Annotated in this window: 16 protein-coding genes and 1 pseudogene; 14 read left to right on the forward strand and 3 right to left on the reverse strand. The window is 67.4% G+C overall.

The window, feature by feature from the left end:
- Nucleotides 1-697: pseudogene (locus ACXJKH_RS04420) on the forward strand (gluconolaconase); the annotation flags it as partial.
- A gap of 30 nt (nt 698-727) precedes the next feature.
- Here the strand turns inward: ACXJKH_RS04420 and ACXJKH_RS04425 are convergent.
- Nucleotides 728-1102 carry a YciI family protein gene (locus tag ACXJKH_RS04425; protein WP_256775120.1) on the reverse strand — a complete coding sequence of 125 codons (375 nt, stop codon included), beginning with the start codon at nt 1100-1102 and terminating at the stop codon, nt 728-730.
- Between the two features lie 177 nt (nt 1103-1279).
- Between ACXJKH_RS04425 and ACXJKH_RS04430 the strand changes: the two genes are divergently transcribed.
- The 12 genes from ACXJKH_RS04430 to ACXJKH_RS04485 all read left to right on the forward strand — a co-directional run bounded on the left by ACXJKH_RS04430 (nt 1280) and on the right by ACXJKH_RS04485 (nt 12889).
- Entirely contained in the window at nt 1280-1699 is a 420-nt protein-coding gene (locus tag ACXJKH_RS04430; RefSeq protein WP_457318448.1) for a YciI family protein, read from the forward strand.
- Between the two features lie 13 nt (nt 1700-1712).
- A complete protein-coding gene (locus tag ACXJKH_RS04435; RefSeq protein WP_457318449.1) occupies nt 1713-2135 on the forward strand; it encodes a VOC family protein in 423 nt (140 codons plus the stop codon).
- A 29-nt stretch (nt 2136-2164) separates the two neighbouring features.
- Complete coding sequence (locus ACXJKH_RS04440) at nt 2165-2572, forward strand: VOC family protein (RefSeq protein WP_457318450.1); 408 nt, start codon at nt 2165-2167, stop codon at nt 2570-2572.
- 49 nt (nt 2573-2621) lie between these two features.
- On the forward strand, nt 2622-3884 hold the full coding sequence (locus ACXJKH_RS04445) for an RNA polymerase sigma factor (RefSeq protein ID WP_457318451.1): 1263 nt from the start codon (nt 2622-2624) through the stop codon (nt 3882-3884).
- A gap of 101 nt (nt 3885-3985) precedes the next feature.
- Nucleotides 3986-5173 (forward strand): hypothetical protein, encoded by a 1188-nt coding sequence (locus tag ACXJKH_RS04450; protein WP_256775124.1) that lies wholly within the window; start codon nt 3986-3988, stop codon nt 5171-5173.
- Nucleotides 5164-6264, forward strand: coding sequence for a hypothetical protein (locus tag ACXJKH_RS04455; RefSeq protein ID WP_256775125.1), 1101 nt, complete (start codon nt 5164-5166; stop codon nt 6262-6264). Before ACXJKH_RS04450 ends, ACXJKH_RS04455 begins: the two co-directional genes overlap by 10 nt.
- A 68-nt stretch (nt 6265-6332) precedes the next feature.
- On the forward strand, nt 6333-7001 hold the full coding sequence (locus ACXJKH_RS04460) for a hypothetical protein (RefSeq protein ID WP_256775126.1): 669 nt from the start codon (nt 6333-6335) through the stop codon (nt 6999-7001).
- A gap of 16 nt (nt 7002-7017) precedes the next feature.
- On the forward strand, nt 7018-8652 hold the full coding sequence (locus tag ACXJKH_RS04465) for a CsgG/HfaB family protein (RefSeq protein ID WP_457318452.1): 1635 nt from the start codon (nt 7018-7020) through the stop codon (nt 8650-8652).
- A 48-nt stretch (nt 8653-8700) separates the two neighbouring features.
- A complete protein-coding gene (locus ACXJKH_RS04470; protein ID WP_457318453.1) occupies nt 8701-10350 on the forward strand; it encodes a M28 family metallopeptidase in 1650 nt (549 codons plus the stop codon).
- Nucleotides 10351-10491: 141 nt separating this feature from the next.
- Nucleotides 10492-11751: a histidine kinase gene (locus ACXJKH_RS04475; RefSeq protein ID WP_256775129.1), complete on the forward strand. Its 1260-nt coding sequence runs from the start codon at nt 10492-10494 to the stop codon at nt 11749-11751.
- Nucleotides 11741-12514, forward strand: coding sequence for a LytR/AlgR family response regulator transcription factor (locus ACXJKH_RS04480; RefSeq protein ID WP_457318454.1), 774 nt, complete (start codon nt 11741-11743; stop codon nt 12512-12514). The genes ACXJKH_RS04475 and ACXJKH_RS04480 overlap by 11 nt, the downstream gene beginning before the upstream one ends.
- Before the next feature lie 30 nt (nt 12515-12544).
- Nucleotides 12545-12889 (forward strand): hypothetical protein, encoded by a 345-nt coding sequence (locus ACXJKH_RS04485; protein ID WP_457318455.1) that lies wholly within the window; start codon nt 12545-12547, stop codon nt 12887-12889.
- 39 nt (nt 12890-12928) lie between these two features.
- On the opposite strand, the gene ACXJKH_RS04490 is transcribed toward ACXJKH_RS04485, so the two are convergent.
- Nucleotides 12929-13543: a hypothetical protein gene (locus ACXJKH_RS04490; protein ID WP_256775132.1), complete on the reverse strand. Its 615-nt coding sequence runs from the start codon at nt 13541-13543 to the stop codon at nt 12929-12931.
- Nucleotides 13544-13851: 308 nt separating this feature from the next.
- Here ACXJKH_RS04490 and ACXJKH_RS04495 point away from each other — a divergent pair, with 308 nt between their 5' ends.
- Complete coding sequence (locus tag ACXJKH_RS04495) at nt 13852-14769, forward strand: oxygenase MpaB family protein (protein WP_256775133.1); 918 nt, start codon at nt 13852-13854, stop codon at nt 14767-14769.
- 464 nt (nt 14770-15233) lie between these two features.
- Here the strand turns inward: ACXJKH_RS04495 and ACXJKH_RS04500 are convergent.
- Nucleotides 15234-16812, reverse strand: a 1579-nt coding sequence (locus ACXJKH_RS04500) for a M13 family metallopeptidase (protein ID WP_457318456.1), incomplete at its 5' end; no start/stop codon positions are given.

The raw sequence follows: 16812 nt of genomic DNA on the forward strand, positions 1-16812 counted from the left end.
GTTCGACCCGCGTTGGCAGCCGCTGTTCAACGACGAAGGCAAGCTGCAGCGCATTCGCGTGCGTCGTGGCACGCGCTTCCAGGTGGGCGACCGCCTGGGCAGCATCAACCGGATGGCGCACGTGCACCTCAGCGTGGGCGCCAGCGGTTTCGAGCGCAACGCGGTCGCGTTGGGGTTCACCGGCTATGTCGATACGGTCGCCCCGCGCATCACCGATGTGGCGCTGCTGGACGATCTGGACCAGCCGCTCACCGCTGGCGCGAATGGGCGCGTGGCGCTGCCGCGCAGCGGCCCGGGCGTGCAGATCGTGGTGGAGGCCTGGGACCAGGTGGACGGCAACCAGTCGCGACGTCGACTCGGGTCCTACCAGGTCGGCTACCAGATCCTCGATGCCCGGGGCCAGCCGCTCCCCGGTTATGAGCAGCCGCGCTTCAACATCGTGTTCAATTCAATGCCCCCGCGCGACAGTGCCACCAAGGTGGCCTATGCACCGGACAGCGGCATCACCGTGCATGGCAGCGCGGTCACCCGCTTCCGCTACCTGGTGACCAACACCGTGCGCGATGGTCGGGTGGAAACCGGTCGTTGGCAGCCGGACGCGTTGCCGGCCGGCGACTACGTGATCCGCGCCAGCGCGCGTGATTACAGCGGCAATGAAGGCATCGGTGCGCGCGACCTGAAGATCACCCTGCTGTAGCAGCAACGGCTACGCGCTGGGGCGGCGGCCTCAGGCACCGACGCGCGCGCGTTCGGCGTCCATGTCGGCCAATGGCCGCACTTCGATGCTGCCGAACCGTGACCACGGAAACTGCCGGGCGATGGCCAACGCTTCGTCGTGGTCGCGCGCGTTGATGAGGTTGAAGCCAGCCAGCAGTTCGTGGGTTTCGGCGAAGGGGCCGTCGGTGATCCGCGCCTGGCCCTGGCGGGTGCGCAGGGTGCGCGCACTGTCCACCGGCTGCAGTTGCTGGGCCAGCACCAGGGTGCCCTTGGCCTGCAGGGCATCGGCATGCTGCAGGCAATCATGCATGAGGCGATCGTATTCCTCGCCGGGCAGGGCCTGCAGCAGGCCTTCGTCGATATAGATCAGCAGCAGGAATTGCATGGCTGGACCGCTCCTGGGCAGGGGCGGCCATGATGCCGCAGCCGGCGCGACGGATGTGTTGCAGCGCGGCACGACGGAGCCGGAAATTTATTCTGCAGGCGTGTCGATTTCCGCCCCGCTGGGTCGTCGTAACCAGTGAAGGGCCCGCCAACCGGCGCGCCCACCCGGAGCAGACCGATGAAAGTAATGGTATTCGTCAAAGCCACCCCGGCCACCGAGGCCGGGCAGATGCCCACCGAAGCAGAAATCCGCGCCATGGGCGCCTTCAACGAGGCGCTGGTGCAGGCCGGGATCATGCTGGCCGGCGAGGGCCTGCACCCGACCTCGCGTGCGCGCCGGGTGGCCTTCGGGGAGGCGGCCCCGCGGGTGATCGACGKCCCCTTCGCCGAAACCGGCGAGCTGGTCTGCGGCTACTGGCTGTGGCAGGTGCGCTCGCTGGACGAAGCCACCGAATGGCTCACCCGCGCGCCGTTCGGTCCGGGCGCCGTCGTGGAGCTGCGCCCGGTCTTCGGCCCGGAGGATTTCGGCGCGGCCTTCACCCCCGAATTACAGGCGCAGGAACAGCGTCTGCGCGACCGTCTCGACAGCGGCCATTGAGAGGAGAATCCCGATGAAACTGATCCCGTTCCTGAGCTTCAACGGCACTACCCACGAGGCAATGGCGTTCTACGCCCAGGTCCTCGGCGGCAAGGTCGTCTCGGAAATGAAGTACCGCGACATGCCGCCGATGGAAAGCGCCGAGGGCTGTGGCGAGATGCCGCCGGAAACCCTGGACCACGTCGCCCACAGTCAGCTGGAGGTGGACGGCGCAATCCTGATGGCCGCCGACGGTCCGTCCCCGGCGGGTGAGAACAGCACCACGATCAACGTCGATGTCGATTCCATCGACGAAGCCGAGCGCGTGTTCAAGGCGCTGGCCGAGGGTGGCCAGGTAAAGATGCCGATCGGCGAGACCTTCTGGGCGCATCGCTGGGGCTTTCTGATCGACCGCTACGGCAAGCCGTGGATGGTCAACTGCATGAAGCAGCCCTGATCCCTCTTTCCTTTCAAGGATGTTGTGCCATGACCGATTCGCCACAGATGATCTTCGTCAACCTGCCCGTGCGCGACCTGGAGGCCTCCAAGGCCTTCTTCGCCGCTCTGGGCTACAGCTTCAATCCCACCTTCACCAATGCCGATGCCGCCTGCATGATCATCAGCGACAGCATCTTCGTGATGCTGCTGGTGGAGCGCTTCTTCAGCCAGTTCACCGCCAAGCCGATCAGTGATGCGCGCCTGCAGACCGAGGTGATCACCTGCCTGTCGGCGTCCAGCCGCGCGGACGTGGACGCATGGGTGGACAAGGCGCTGCAGGCCGGCGCCAGCGAGCCACAGCCGGCGCGCGATTATGGCTTCATGTACCAGCGCGGTTTCCAGGACCTGGATGGGCACCTCTGGGAAATCGCGCATATGGACGGTGCGCCGGGCTGATGCGGCGCCGTGCTTGTGCGGGGTCGACACTGATGCTGTGATCGCGTCCATGGACACCGCACTCTCGCACCGTTTGGACACCCTCTGGCGCATGGAGGCGCCGGTCCTGATCGCGCGCCTGGCCCGGATGCTGGGAGGCGATGTCGGGCGTGCCGAAGAACTGGCCCAGGACACCTGGCTGGCCGCGCTGGAGCGCTGGCCGGCGCAGGGGGTTCCGGACAACCCGGGAGCCTGGCTGATGACCACGGCGCGCAATCGTGCCATCGACGTGCTGCGGCAGCACCAGCGCGTGGCCGGCCAGCATGCCCGGTACGCCAGCGAACTGGAGCCGCAGCCGCTGCCATCCCCCGATGACAGCGATGCGCTGCAGGACGACATCGGCGATGACCTGCTGCGTTTGATGTTCGTGGCCTGCCACCCGGTGCTGTCGCCCGATGCGCGGGTGGCGCTGACCTTGCGCCTGCTGGGCGGGCTGACCACCGAGGAGATTGCGCGCGCGTTCCTGCAACCCGAACCCACCCTTGCCCAGCGCATCGTGCGTGCCAAGCGCACCCTTGCCGCCCGTGAGGTGCCGTTCGAAGTGCCGCGCCAGGCCGCATTGCCCGAGCGGCTGGCCTCGGTGCTGGAGGTGGTGTACCTGATCTTCAACGAAGGCTATGCCGCCAGTGCCGGCGATGACTGGATGCGTCCGGCGCTGTGCGAGGAGGCGTTGCGGTTGGGTCGGGTGCTGCTGCACCGGCTGCCGGCCTGGCCGCAGATCCACGGACTGGTGGCGTTGATGGAACTGCAGGCCTCGCGCGCGGCCGCGCGCGTGGATGCACACGGCGCGCCGATCCTGCTGCCTGAGCAGGACCGGACGCGCTGGGACTGGCTGCAGATCGCGCGTGGCCAGGCGGCACTGCAGCAGGCGATCGCACTCGGCGGCGGCGAGGATCCCTACGTACTGCAGGCGTTGATCGCCGACTGCCACGCCCGCGCGCGCCGCGTGCAGGACACCGACTGGGCTGGCATGGCCACGCTCTACCAACGKCTGGCGCGCCAGCAACCTTCGCCGGTGATCGAGTTGAACCGGGCCGTGGCGGTCTCGCGTGCCGAGGGCGCTGCCGCCGCCTGGCCGCTGGTGGAACGCCTGGCGCAGGACGGCCGGCTGCAGGACTACGCGCCGCTGGCGGCGGTGCAGGGCGACCTGCTGGCGCAGTTGGGGCGGGGCGAGGAGGCGCGCGCGGCGTTCCTGCGCGCGGCCGGCTTGACCGCCAACGCGCGCGAAAAGGCCCTGCTTGAGGCCCGGGCCGCTGCCGTCCCCATGGGCTGACGATATCGCAGCTTGCTCGCAGATAGGCGAGGGGCTATCGTTGCGCCCATTCATGAAACCGGTGCCGTCTTCGGACCCGGTCACACAAGGGACGCAGGCAGATGTTTTCAGGGAAGAAGCGGGCGCGCGCGCCACGCGCGTGGCTGTTGTTGTGCGTCATCGCCTTCTCCGGCATGGCCCACGCTGCCGACAAGTCGCAGCAGGTTTACTGGGCCGGGTTCGCCTTCACCGGCCAGGCCAATGCGCGCACTGACGTCGCCCCGCACAGCACCGCGGTGATCGAACGGCGCGGTGCCGAAGCGCTCAACCAGCAGCTCGGCGGCGCCCTGCGCCGACAGCCGCCGGCCCACCTGCAGCTGATCAGCGACCAGCTGGCCAAGCTCGATGGCACCACCAGCGCCACGGTGCTGGCCGCCGCGCTGGATCGCGAACTGGTCTCGGTCGAACCGATCGGCGACCAGTACAAGGTGCTGGTGGAAGTGGCGCTGCAGGCGCTGTTCTTCGACTTCCGCGAGCGCCAGGTGATCGCCTCCTATCCGCTCACCCTGCAGCGCATCGACCTGCGCGAGGACCGTCCGGACGAGGACGAGATCAACGCGATCGTGGCCGACCTGCTGTACGGCAGCGCCGCCAGCAGCCTGCCCGCGGTGCTGGCCCAGACCCTGTCCGGCGCACAGCTGCCCAACGCGTCGGTGCGTCGCCTGCAGGTGGGTGCGGTGACGCTGTCCGACGCGGCCCGCGCCAAGCTGCCCAACCCGTCGCTGGAAGCCCCGTTGCGCGCCACGCTGGCCCATGAGCTGTCCAAGACGCTCTCGTCCAACACCGGCATCGGCCTGCTGCCGCCGGCCACTGGCGAGGCGATCGGCGGTGCGATGGCCGCGCGCTTTGCCGACGGCAAGGTGTACCAGCTGAAAATCCCCGAGCCGGACTACGTCATCAAGCTGCAGCTGGATGCGATGAAGAGTGGCGTGATCAGCGAAACCGCGGCGATGAAGACGATGCTGTTTGGCGCGTTCTTCCAGGTCTCGGTGGTCGAACCGTTCTCCGGCAAGGTCTTCTTCGACCAGCCGCTGCGCAAGGGCGCCACCAAGGTGGTGCCGGTGACCCAGTGGCAGGTCGACCAGTGGTCGGCCAGCTATGAAACCGTGCTGGCCGGGCTCGATGCCTTCGCCGGCGCTGCGGCCAAACGCGCCGATTCGCGCGCCTGGCTGGACGAACAGAAGCCGGGCGGACGCCCGCTGCAGCAACAGACCCAGGCCCTCCAGGAGTTGATCAAATCATGTCGTTGATTCGTGCCGTTCTGCTGATTCTCATTGCGCTGATGGTGGCCGCGCCGGTCGCTGCGCAGACCGCCAGTTCGCGTGGCACCGGCTCGGCCAGTTACGGCCTTCGGCTGAGCGCCGATACCCGTGCCCAGGCCCTGAACAAGGCCAAGGTCAATGCACTGGAGGCCTACATCGCCGAATCCGGTGCGGCCAAGCTGCGCCTGTTCGAAGCGCGTCGCCCGGAGTTCATCGGCGAGATCGACCGCTACGTGCTGTCGACCGTGCCGTTGTCCGAAGACGAAGACAAGAAGGCCAAGACCTACTCGGTCACCGTGCGCGCCGAGATCAACACCACCCTGCTGCAGACCAAGCTGGATGCCGGCTCGGCCGTGGCCGGTGCGCGCAGCAGCGAGCGCTCGCTGCTGACCTTCCTGTTCATGGCGCGCTCGCAGGACACCGTGCAGTCCTTCCAGGACAAGGAATACCGTCGCGTCGACGCCAGCCGCAGCTATGACGAGAAGACCCGCGAAGGCGACAGCTTCCGTGGCAACTCGGTCAGCACCAATGGCAGCATCAACCAGAACGCGTCGGTGTCGGTCACCAGCGGCGGCAGCACCACCGCGCGCAGCGACAACATCAGCTGGAAGGTGGCCAACGCCGCCGAGGTCAACACCGCCATGACCGGTGCCTTCAGCAGCGCCGGCTACGAAGTGGTCGAAGCGGAGTACGTCGAAGGCGAAAGCCGCGGCCTGCTCAGCATCGAGCGCATCCGCAAGGACTTCAGCACCGGCAACGACCTGTCCGCCGCCACCCTGCGCGACACCGCCAACGGCATCCGCGCGGCCAACATCCCGTACATCGCGGTGGGCACGCTGGACATCGGCATGCGCGACCGCGACCCGGCCTCGGGCAACACCCGCGTGTACGTCACCGTGACCGGCAAGGTACTGGACGTGACCGGTCGCTTCCCGCGCACCGTGTCTTCGGTCGGTCCGGTGCAGTACGCCGGCCTGGGCCCGAATGAAACCGTCGCCCGCACCAATGCACTGCGCGAAGCCGCCGAACAGGCTGCCCAGCAGATGATCAACGAACTCAACGTCAAGGCCGTGCGCTGATCCAGCGCGGGTTGTCTCTTCTGCCGGCCAGCGGCCGGCAGCTACCGTCGTCAAACAAGGACTACACCATGATCCGCAAGACCCTTATCGCACTGGCCATCGCCACCACCTTCGCCGCACCGGCACACGCCCAGCTCGGCAAGCTCAAGGGCCTGGTCGGCGGCGGCGACAGCGCCGCGTCCAGCAGCGCCGGTGCCCCGGACGAAGCCGCGCAGGAAGCGCTGGTGCGTCGTTTCGTCAGCTCGCAGTCGCATTCGCTGCAGGCCCAGACCTCCTTCGCCAAGGCCTTCGGCCTGGCCGAGCAGGTGCAGCTGCTGGAAGCCGAGCGCCAGGCGCTGTCGTCCGGGTCGGTCAACGTGGAGCAGATGAAGAAGTCGGTCTCGGTCAGCGAAAAGGCCCAGGCCGCCATCGACGAGCGCGTTGCTGCCCAGCCGGAACTCAACGCCGAGTCGAAGAAGCATTACGCCGACGGCCTGGTGTCGCTGGTGGCCTCCGCTGCCGAAGGCCAGAAGCTGAGCGGTGAAGCCAACAACTTCGCCAGCGGCATGAAGAACCTCGGTGCCACCCAGCTGGCCACCGTGGGCCGCAAGCTGGCCGCCGGTGCATGGGTGGCCAAGGAATCGCCGGGCTACCTGAAGGGCCTGTATTCCTCGTCCAAGGCGGCGATGACCTTTGCCCGTGCCAGCAAGATCAAGCTGCCGAGCAACGCCGACGCCATGCTCGACGGCCTGAACTGATCCAGGACGGCCACGCATGCAGACCTCTCTCCGACTGTTGAGCCTGGCCCTGACCGCCACCCTGCTTGCCGCCTGCGGCAAGCAGGAGGAGGCGGTGGCGCCGGTCCCGGCCAAGCCTGAAACCAAGCTGGCCCAGCCGGCCGAAGAACAGCCGCTGCGCGGCGCGCCGGACTTCGGCGGCACCACCCAGGTGGCGCGCGAAGCCGACGGTATCGGCAGCACGCCGGAACTGGCGGTGCTGGCTGCGCTGCAGTCGGCGGTGGCACAGGTCAATGGCGTGCGCGTGGCCAGCCAGATGCAGGGCATTCGTGCCGGACTGCATGTGGACGTGGACGGCGAACACGTCGGCGATATCCGCGCCGACGCGTTTTCCCAGCAGATGATCGCCGCCTCGCAGGGGGCGGTGCTGGGATATGAAATCCTCTCGCAGGAAGAAGTCACCCAGCTGGATGAAGAAGTGGTGGCGCGCGTGCGTGCCAGCGATGCCGGCTTCACCTACTCCGCCTCGGCCTCGGCCAGCGGTTCAGGCCAGGCCAGTGCCGACGCCAGTGGTGGCGGCGGTTCGGCCTCGGCCAGCATCAAGGAAAGCTACAAGGAACAGGCCCAGGTAGAGGCCAAGCGCGGCGCACAGTCGTTCGAGTCCGACCTCAACCGTCGCACGCTGCGCAGTTACTGGAAGGTGCGGATCAAGGCGGATATCGCCAAGTACCGCGCCCCGGACGAACAGGGCAGGCCGAAGATCGTGGTGGCCGAGCCGCATGTGCGCGCCGGTACCTACGCGGTCGGCGACGGCCGCGTCAGCAGCGACGAAGTAGCCCGCGCGATCCGTGCGCGCCTCAACGACACCCTGACCCAGACCAAGCGTTTCATCGTGCTCGATCGCGAGTTCGGCGCCGAGATGCAGGCCGAGATCGACCACATCAACAGCGGCAACGTGCGCCTGCAGGACACCGCGCGGCTGGGCCAGCAACTGGCCACCGATCTGATCCTCATCCCGAGCATCGAGCGCTTCGAGTACCCGCGCAGCGTGCGCCAGCTGCGCATGTCCGATCGCCAGGTCAGCTCGTATTCCGGTGGCGGTCGCATCACCCTGCGGCTGATCAACGCGGCCACCGGCGAGGTGGTGATGTCCGACAGCTTCGACCACCAGCTGGCCTCGACCGGCCCGAGCACGCTGCCGCGTGTGGTAGATGGCAAGGGCATGGCGGCGGCGATGATGGATTCGCTGTCCGGCCAGATCGGCAGCGCGATCATCACCGAGATCTTCCCGGTGTCGGTGGTGTCGATGAGCGGTGACCAGGTGGTGCTCAGCCAGGGCGGCGATTCGCTGCAGGTTGGCCAGCGCTGGCAGGCGGTGATGCTGGGCGAGGCGTTGAAGGACCCGCAGACCGGCCGTTCGCTGGGCCGCACCGAGACGCCGTGCTGCACCGTGCGTATCGACCGCGTGGCCTCGCAGACCTCCTACGGCACCATTGAAGGGGGCGCCGATCTGGGCGGTGCGACCTTCAAGCCTGGCGCGATCGAGCTGCGCCAGAAGGCGGCCCCGGTGAAGGCTGCGGCGACCGCCTCGTCCGGTGGGGCGACCAAGCCGGCCGCGAAACGTTCGGCGGCCCCCAAGCCGGCGGCACCGGCAGAAGATCCCAACTGGTAACGCATCGCCTACACTCGGGATCTACGTGGTCCCGTTGTGGAGAGAGCGATGAAACGAGTAGTACTGAGCGTGCTGGCGCTGTCGGTGTCCAGCGCGCTGATGGCGGCAACGCCGAAGTTCGACGGCGCGCGGATCTCCGCCGACGTCAAGGAACTGGCCTCGGACGCCTACGAAGGGCGTTCGCCGGCCACCGCCGGTGAAGAGAAAACCGTTGCCTACCTGAGCCGGCAGTTCGCGGCGGCCGGCCTGCAGCCGGGCGGCGACCTCAAGGACGGCAAGCGTCTGTGGACCCAGGCCGTGCCGCTGCGCAAGGGCGATATCGTCGGCACGCCGAGCCTGTCGCTGGCCGGCAAGGGCAAGCCGCAGGTGCTCAGCCAGGGCAAGGAAATCGCCGTGCGCGCCGCCATGAACGGTGCCTCCGAAGTAGATATCAAGAATGCGCCGCTGGTCTTCCTCGGCTACGGCGTCAACGCACCGGAGCGCCACTGGGACGACTTCAAGGGCGTGGACCTGAAGGGCAAGATCGCCGTGGTGCTGATCAACGACCCGGACTTCGAAAGCGGCCAGGGCGACTTCGACGGCAAGGGCATGACCTACTACGGTCGCTGGACCTACAAGTACGAAGAAGGCGCGCGCCAGGGCGCACTCGGCGTGCTGATCGTGCACGAAACCGCACCGGCCTCCTATGGCTGGGCCACCGTGGCCGGTTCCAACACCAACACCATGTTCGACGTGGTCCGCGACAACCCGGCCGAGGCGCATCCGCTGCTGGAAGGCTGGATCCAGCGCGACCTGGCCGTGGAGCTGTTCAAGCGCGCGGGCCTGGATTTCGAGACGCTCAAGCAGCAGGCGCAGACCCGCGACTTCAAGCCGGTGGAACTGAAGGGCGAAACCTTCTCGGCCAAGTACGCGGTCAAGTCCGAGGTGATCACCTCGCACAACGTGGCCGCACGCCTGGAAGGCAGCAGGCATCCGGACGAGACCGTCGTATACAGCGCGCACTGGGATCACATCGGCGTGGGCAAGCCCGACGCCAACGGCGACACCATCTTCAACGGCGCGCTGGACAACGCCAGCGGCACCGCCTCGCTGGTCGAACTGGCGCGCGGCTTTGCCAAGGGCAAGCGCCCGGAGCGTTCGGTGCTGTTCCTGGCGGTCACCGCCGAGGAGAAGGGCCTGCTCGGCTCGGAGTATTACGCCAGCCATCCGCTGTACCCGCTGAGCAAGACGGTGGCGGTGATCAACATGGACGGCATGGCGCCGTTCGGGCCCTCGCGTGATTTCGGCATCTACGGCTCGGCCAAGCTGGAACTGCTGGACCAGCTCAAGGACGTGGCCAAGGGCTGGGACATCCGCTACACCCCGGACCCGAAGCCGGAAGCGGGCCTGTTCTTCCGCTCCGACCACTTCCCCTTCGCCAAGCGCGGCGTGCCGGCCGTGTCCTACTCGGCCGGCCAGGACTGGGTGGACGGCGGCGTGGCCGCAGGCAAGGCCGCCTCGGACGACTACACCGCCAAGCGCTACCACCAGCAGGGCGATGAGTGGCAGCCGGACTGGACCTTCGCCGGCGCCTCGCGCGACCTGGAAGTGCTGTACACCCTGGGCAACCAGCTGGCCAATTCGCGGGCCTGGCCGAACTGGAGCGACGATTCCCAGTTCCGTGCGCCGCGCGATGCCAGCGCCGCCGAGCGGAAATAAGCCGACCCTCCCCACCGGCATCGCCGGTGGGGACGCCGCTTGCCCGGCTTCATCCCCTCATTTCCCGCCTTCGTCGCATGCCGCTTGTTCCCGGCGGTGGCAGGGCTATGCTCGCCTCACACCCTATGTGAAGACGCCGCCGTGCTCCCCAGCCTCGCTCTGATTCTCCGCATCCTGTTGGCCTGGGCCGCCGCGATCGTCGTGGCCGGTTTCGTGTGGAGTGGCATCTTCAGCGGCATGGACGACGGACCCGGCTGGGTCTTCGGCCTGCTGGCGATGTTCCTGATGGTCACCGCGATCGGCAGCTGCATCACCCACCTCCGCCGGGTCTGGCTGGTGGCCGGGCACCTGGACGGGACGACCCTGTCCAGCCGCCAACGCCGCCAGATCGAACTGCCGATGGATGCGGGCCCGGCCTTCGCGCTGCTGGAAAAGGCCATCGCCGAACTACCGCGGGTGGAAGACATCGAAAGCGCCGCCGGCAGCCTGCAGGTGCGCGCKTACGTACGTCGTGTTGATCCCTACAACGGCCGCCCGCCGTCGCGCTGGAACCTGCCGGCACGGCTGGCGATCCGCCGCAACAGCGTGCTGGCCACGGTCACCCCGGGGCAGGGCACCAGCAGCGTCACCCTGCTGTTCGAACCCGATGCCGGGGTCTGGGCCGACCTGCTGGCGGTGGACGAAGGCAGCAACTACGAGAACGCCGAAGCGGTCAGCCGCGCCATCACCCGCCGCGTGTCCGAGCAGCGCCGTGACGAGCAGGCCGCGGCCGAGCAGACCTCCACCGAAAAGGAACTGTCGGTGGCCAAGCTCAACCTGCTGCATGCCCAGGTCGAGCCGCACTTCCTCTACAACACGCTGGCCAACGCGCAGGTGCTCACCCGCACCGATCCCCCGCGTGCCGACCAGATGCTGGGCCATCTCATCCAGTACCTGCGCAGCTCGCTGCCGAGTGTGGACGAATCGATGTCCACCCTGCGCGTGGAGCTGGAGCGTGCCCAGGCCTACCTGGAAATCCTCAAGATCCGCATGGGTGCCCGACTGGCGTTGCAGGTCGATGTGGCGCCGGCACTGCTGGACCTGCCGCTGCCGTCGATGGCGCTGCAGACCCTGGTGGAAAACGCGATCAAGCACGGCCTGGAACCCAAGCCCGGCGGTGGCACGGTCTGGATCATCGCGCGCCCCTTCGACGACCACGTGACCCTGACCGTGGCCGACGACGGGCTGGGCTTCGGGCACGGCAGCAGCGGCACCGGCATCGGCTTGAAGAACCTGCGCGAACGGCTGCGGCTGACCTGCGGCGAACGCGCCGGCGTGGCCATTGTGTCCAACTTCCCCAGCGGCGTGGCCGCCACCATTACCCTGCCGCGTGATGCGCGCGAGGCGATCCATGCAGCTTGATGCCCTCATCGCCGAAGACGAAGACCTGCTGCGCCAGTCGCTCGTGGCCCAGCTGCAGCGGTTGTGGCCGGAACTGCGGCTGGTGGCCGAATGCGAAGACGGTGCCTGCGCGCTGGAGAAGCTGGCCGAGCTCAAGCCGGACCTGGCCTTCCTGGACATCCGCATGCCCGGCATCACCGGCATCGACGTGGCCCGCGCGTTGCCGGACATCAGCCCGCGCACGCAGGTGGTGTTCGTCACCGCCTACGACCAGTACGCCATCGATGCCTTCGAGCAGGGTGCGATGGACTACCTGCTCAAGCCGGTCAGCGACGAGCGCCTGCTCGCCACCCGCGAGCGCATCCTGGCGCGCATGCAGCAGGGCCGGCCCGACAGCGCGATGCTCGAGCAACTGCTGCAGCGGCTGGGCCACAGCGGCGCCAGCGCGCCAAGCACGCCGCCGCTGGCCTGGATCACCGCCAGCAACGGCCGCGATACGCAGCTGATCATGCTGGAGGACGTGCTGTACTTCCGTGCCGACAGCAAGTACACCACGGTGGTCACCGAGCAGKGCGAAAGCCTGCTGCGCACGCCGCTGCGCGAGTTGCTGGACGTGCTGGACCCGCAGCGTTTCCGCCAGGTGCATCGTTCCACCATCGTCAACATGAAAGCGGTGGCGGCGGTGAGTCGCGATGAGAGCGGGCGCGGCCAACTGCGCCTGAAACACCGCGCCGAGCTGCTCAGTGTCAGCCAACCGTTCATGAGCCTGTTCCGCGGCATGTAAGCCACCCGTCCACCCCAGCCTGGAGCGACCATGCGCCACGTACTTATCCTGTGCACCGCCGTGCTGGCCATCGCCGGCTGCGCACAATCCAACAACACCTCGGTCACCCGCGTGCGTGCCAATGGCGTAGATGTGCTCTACAGCAAGAGCACGGTGGTGGACGGGGTGGCACAGTTCGAGTGCATCGCCAGCAGCAGTGGCCAGTGCCACTACCTGGTGCTGGCCCCGGGCTGCAAGACCGATGCGGCCTGCACACAGGCGCCCTTGCGGCGCCTGTCGGTGGCGGTCGGCAAGACCGAACGGGTGCCCGATCTGCCCAAGGGATTCAGCCTGTGCGTCAGCGGGCAGCCCAAAGAACAATGCCACCGTGAGTGATCACGGTGGCATCGTGGCTCCCCCCGGATTCCGGGACGGCTAGAAGGCCGGTTGCAGGTGCAGGTTGCCGCGGTGGTCCTGCTCACCCACATGGTTGAGCTGGCCGACCAGTTCCGAATGCTGCTTCATCCGGCCGATCTCGCGCATGATGCGGATGTCTTCATGGCGCAGCTCGCGGCGGGCGGTAACGGCCTGCTTGTAGTCGAGCACTTCCGGATACAGCTGGGCCATGTCCAGCGCCTCGGCCACGCATTCCACGGTGTCGGCGTCGGAGGTGATCCGCGCGCGGCTGTTGAAGGCCTTCATCCAGCGCTCGAAGCCGGCGGTATGGTCGAACATGTTGGCCATGAACCAGATCACGAACAGGATCGAGATCCACGACCCGAACACGATCACCACGCGGGTGAAGGTGATATGGAAGTCGTCGCGCCACAGGTAGTTGCTGATCAGGCCGAGGATCAGCAGCGAGGAGGCCTGCCAGCCCACGATGGAGGCCATCAGCCACTGGCCCTTGGCCTTGGCCAGCACCTCCACTTCCTCGCGGATCTGCTGCTCGCTCTTGTTACGCCAATGCGCGACCTGTTTTTCGAACGGGCTGTTGTACAGCTCGTTGTCCTGCAACAGCAAACCCAAACCCTTGAACAAAGCGATCATGACGTGCTCCTTCTGGAACGTGCGACAGCGCATTGGGTAAACGTGAGGCGGATTCAGTTCTAGCACTTCCAGCGGACCGTGCAATGGGTGCGGTGCGAAGCCGGAGGAGGGCTTTTTCTGAATGGGCAGACGGTGGTGCAGCGCACCATTGCGCGCGTGGCCTGCGACAAGATGTCGCACGCATTTTCGTGCTGCGGTTGCACATGAAACGGGGGCTGAGCCGCCAGGCTCGCTGGGGGCTGCGTGATCGGCCAGAATCAGGGCGGACCGCGCAGCCTGCGGTCGTCTCCGCCCCCTTTGGATCTGTGATGCCGCCACTGCTGCAACGTCTTTCCCGCCCCGTCACCGCGCCCATCCGGCGTTGGGTACTGGGGGCCTTCCCGCGCGGCCAGAGCGGGATCGACTACGACCAGCCGCTGGGCGATCCGGGCTGGTTCGGGCCGCACAGCGTGACCTGGCGGGTGCATTCGGAGTTTCCGGGGATGCTGGCCGGGGGGCTGTGCGCGTTGATGCTGCAGACGTTGCATCCGCTGGCGCTGGCCGGGGTGTATGACCATTCCAACTTCCGCGACGATCTGGTCGGGCGGTTGCGCCGGACCACGGCGTTCGTGGCTGGCACCAGCTATGCGCCGTCCGGCGAGGTGGAGGCGCTGGTGGCCAAGGTGAAGCGTATTCATGCGCAAGTACGCGGGCAGACGCCCGACGGTCGCGTGTATTCCGCCGACGATCCGGCGCTGCTGACCTGGGTGCATGTGACCGAGGCCTACGGCTTCCTGCAGGGCTGTCGCCGCTATTGCCGTGAGGTGCCGGTGGCGATCGCCGACCAGTATTACGGCGAGTACAAGCGGGTGGCCGAGGCGTTGGGCGCCACGGAGGTGCCGGCTACGGAAGCGGAGGTGGACGCGTATTTCGCCCGGCAGTTGCCGCAGTTGCGTTTCGATGCGCGCTCGCGCGAGGTGCTGGCGGTGTTGTCGGGCATTCGTCTTCCGGTGCCGATGGCGGGGCTGTCGCGCGAGCTGTTCCTCGGCGCGGGGGCGGCGCTGTTGCCGGGCTGGGCCGAGGCGATGCTGGAGCGCACGGCGGTGCAGCGCGCACAGTCCCGTACCTCGGGGCGGGTGCTGCGTGCGATGGCGCCGTTGTTCCGGCGTGCGTTGCAGGATGGGTTGGCGACACGTGCCTGTACGCGGATGGGCGTGCCGGGGAGTGTGTTGGGTGAGTGGGGGTGATGCATAAGAGCCTTCTTGTCTGCGCGCCAGCGGGCGGGGCGGGGGTGTGTGGGTTCGCGGGACACGCCGCAAGTACGTCCGTGTAGGCTCCCAAGCCGCATCCATGCGGCTTGAGGGTCCCGCGAACCCACACACCCCCACCCTCGACAGTTGGCTGGTGGCCATGGGCAAGACTTGAAGGCACAAAGCGAAGGGCACAGAGCAAAGAAGCGCGGGGCACAGAAGCGAAGCGGCGCAGTTCAAGAATCACGGTCCGATGCGGGCCTGCGCGGCGATTTTCCCTCGGCTGTTTCGGTGCGCAACGGCACACTCCCGCCCGTACCCGCCCAAGCCAGTAGAAGCGCACACCCTCTGCTATTGATCTGGCTTCTGCTCTTCAACGCATAAAGCAGCAGCAGGGAGACAAAAAAACGGGCGCCGAAGCGCCCGTTTTTCTGCATTTCATCGCAACGCGATAAAACCCATCACCACACTTTGACCCGCTTGTCCGGCGCCAGGTACAGCTTCTGGCCTTCCTTCACCTCGAAGGCCGGGTACCACGCGTCCAGGTTGCGCACCGTCAGCGCGCGGAACTGGCCCGGTGCATGCACGTTGGTCAGCAGCGAATTGCGCAACGCCTGCTCGCGCGCCTTGCTGCGCCAGGCCTGCGCGAAGCCCAGGAAGAAGCGCTGATCGGGCGTGAAGCCTTCCAGCGTCTGCCCCGGCTTGCCCTGCAGCGACAACTGGTACGCATCGTAGGCCGTGGCCAGACCGGCTACGTCGGCGATGTTCTCGCCCAGCGTCAGACGCCCGTTCACCGACACGCCCGGGAACGGCTGGTAGCTGCTGAACTGCGCCGCCAGCGCATCGCCGGCCGCGTTGAACTTCTTCAGATCGTCCGGCGTCCACCAGTTGTGCAGCTTGCCGGTCTCATCGAACAGCGCACCGGCATTGTCGAACCCGTGGCTGATCTCGTGGCCGATCACCGCACCGATCGCACCGTAGTTGACCGCATCATCGGCCGCACCGTCGAAGAACGGCGGCTGCAGGATCGCGGCCGGGAACACCAGCCGGTTCTCCAGCGGCACGTTCATCGCGTTGATCGTCTGCGGCAGCATCGCCCACTCGCTGTGGTCCACCGGCTTGCCGAGCTTGGCGATGTTGCGCTGGTATTCGAACTGCTCGGCGCGCGCCGCATTGCCCAGCGCGTCGTCGCGCTTGATTTCAAGGCCGGTGTAGTCGCGCCACGTGTCCGGGTAGCCCATGCCGACGGTCAGCCCGGCCACCTTGGCCTTGGCGTGCGCCTTGGTCTGCGGCGACATCCAGTCCAGCGCATCGATGCGCTTGGCGAACGCGGCGATGATGTTCTTGGCCATTTCATCGGCACGTGCCTTGGTGGCCGGGTCGAAGTGACGCTCCACGTACAGTTTGCCGATCGCCTCGCCGACGGCGTGGTTGCTGTCGTCCACCGCACGCTTCCAGCGCTCGCTCTGCTGCGGCGTGCCGTTGAGGGTGGTGCCGTGGAAGGCGAAGCGCGCGTCGGCGAAGGCCTTGGGCAGGTACGGCGCGGCGCGGTCCAGCGCGTGGAACGCCAGGTAGTCCTTCCACACGTCCAGCGGCTCGGTGGCCACCAGGCGCGAAATGCCGGCCACGGCCTTGGGCTGCCACACGATGAAGTCCTGCTGCGCATCCAGCTTGGCCCCGGCCAGGAAGGCCGGCCAGTCCATGCCCGGCGCCTTCGCGCTCAGGTCGGCCTGCTTCCAGGCGTTGGCGCCCTTGGCCACGTCGTTGGTGTCTTCCTGGGTGGCATGGGCCTGGGCGATTTTGGTCTCCAGCGCCAGGATGCGCTGCGCCTTGGCCGCCGGATCGGCGACGCCGGCCAGCTGCAGCATCTGCGCGATATAGGCCTGGTACTGCTTGCGCAGCTCGGCCATGCGGCCACCCTGCAGGTAGAAATCGCGGTCCGGCAGGCCCAGGCCGCCCTGCACCAGGTAGGGCGCGTTGCGGTCCGGCTGCAGCAGGTCCACCGACACCCACACCCCGAACAGGCGGTCGGTGTAGAAG

The organism is Stenotrophomonas sp. P5_B8 (assembly GCF_054049855.1).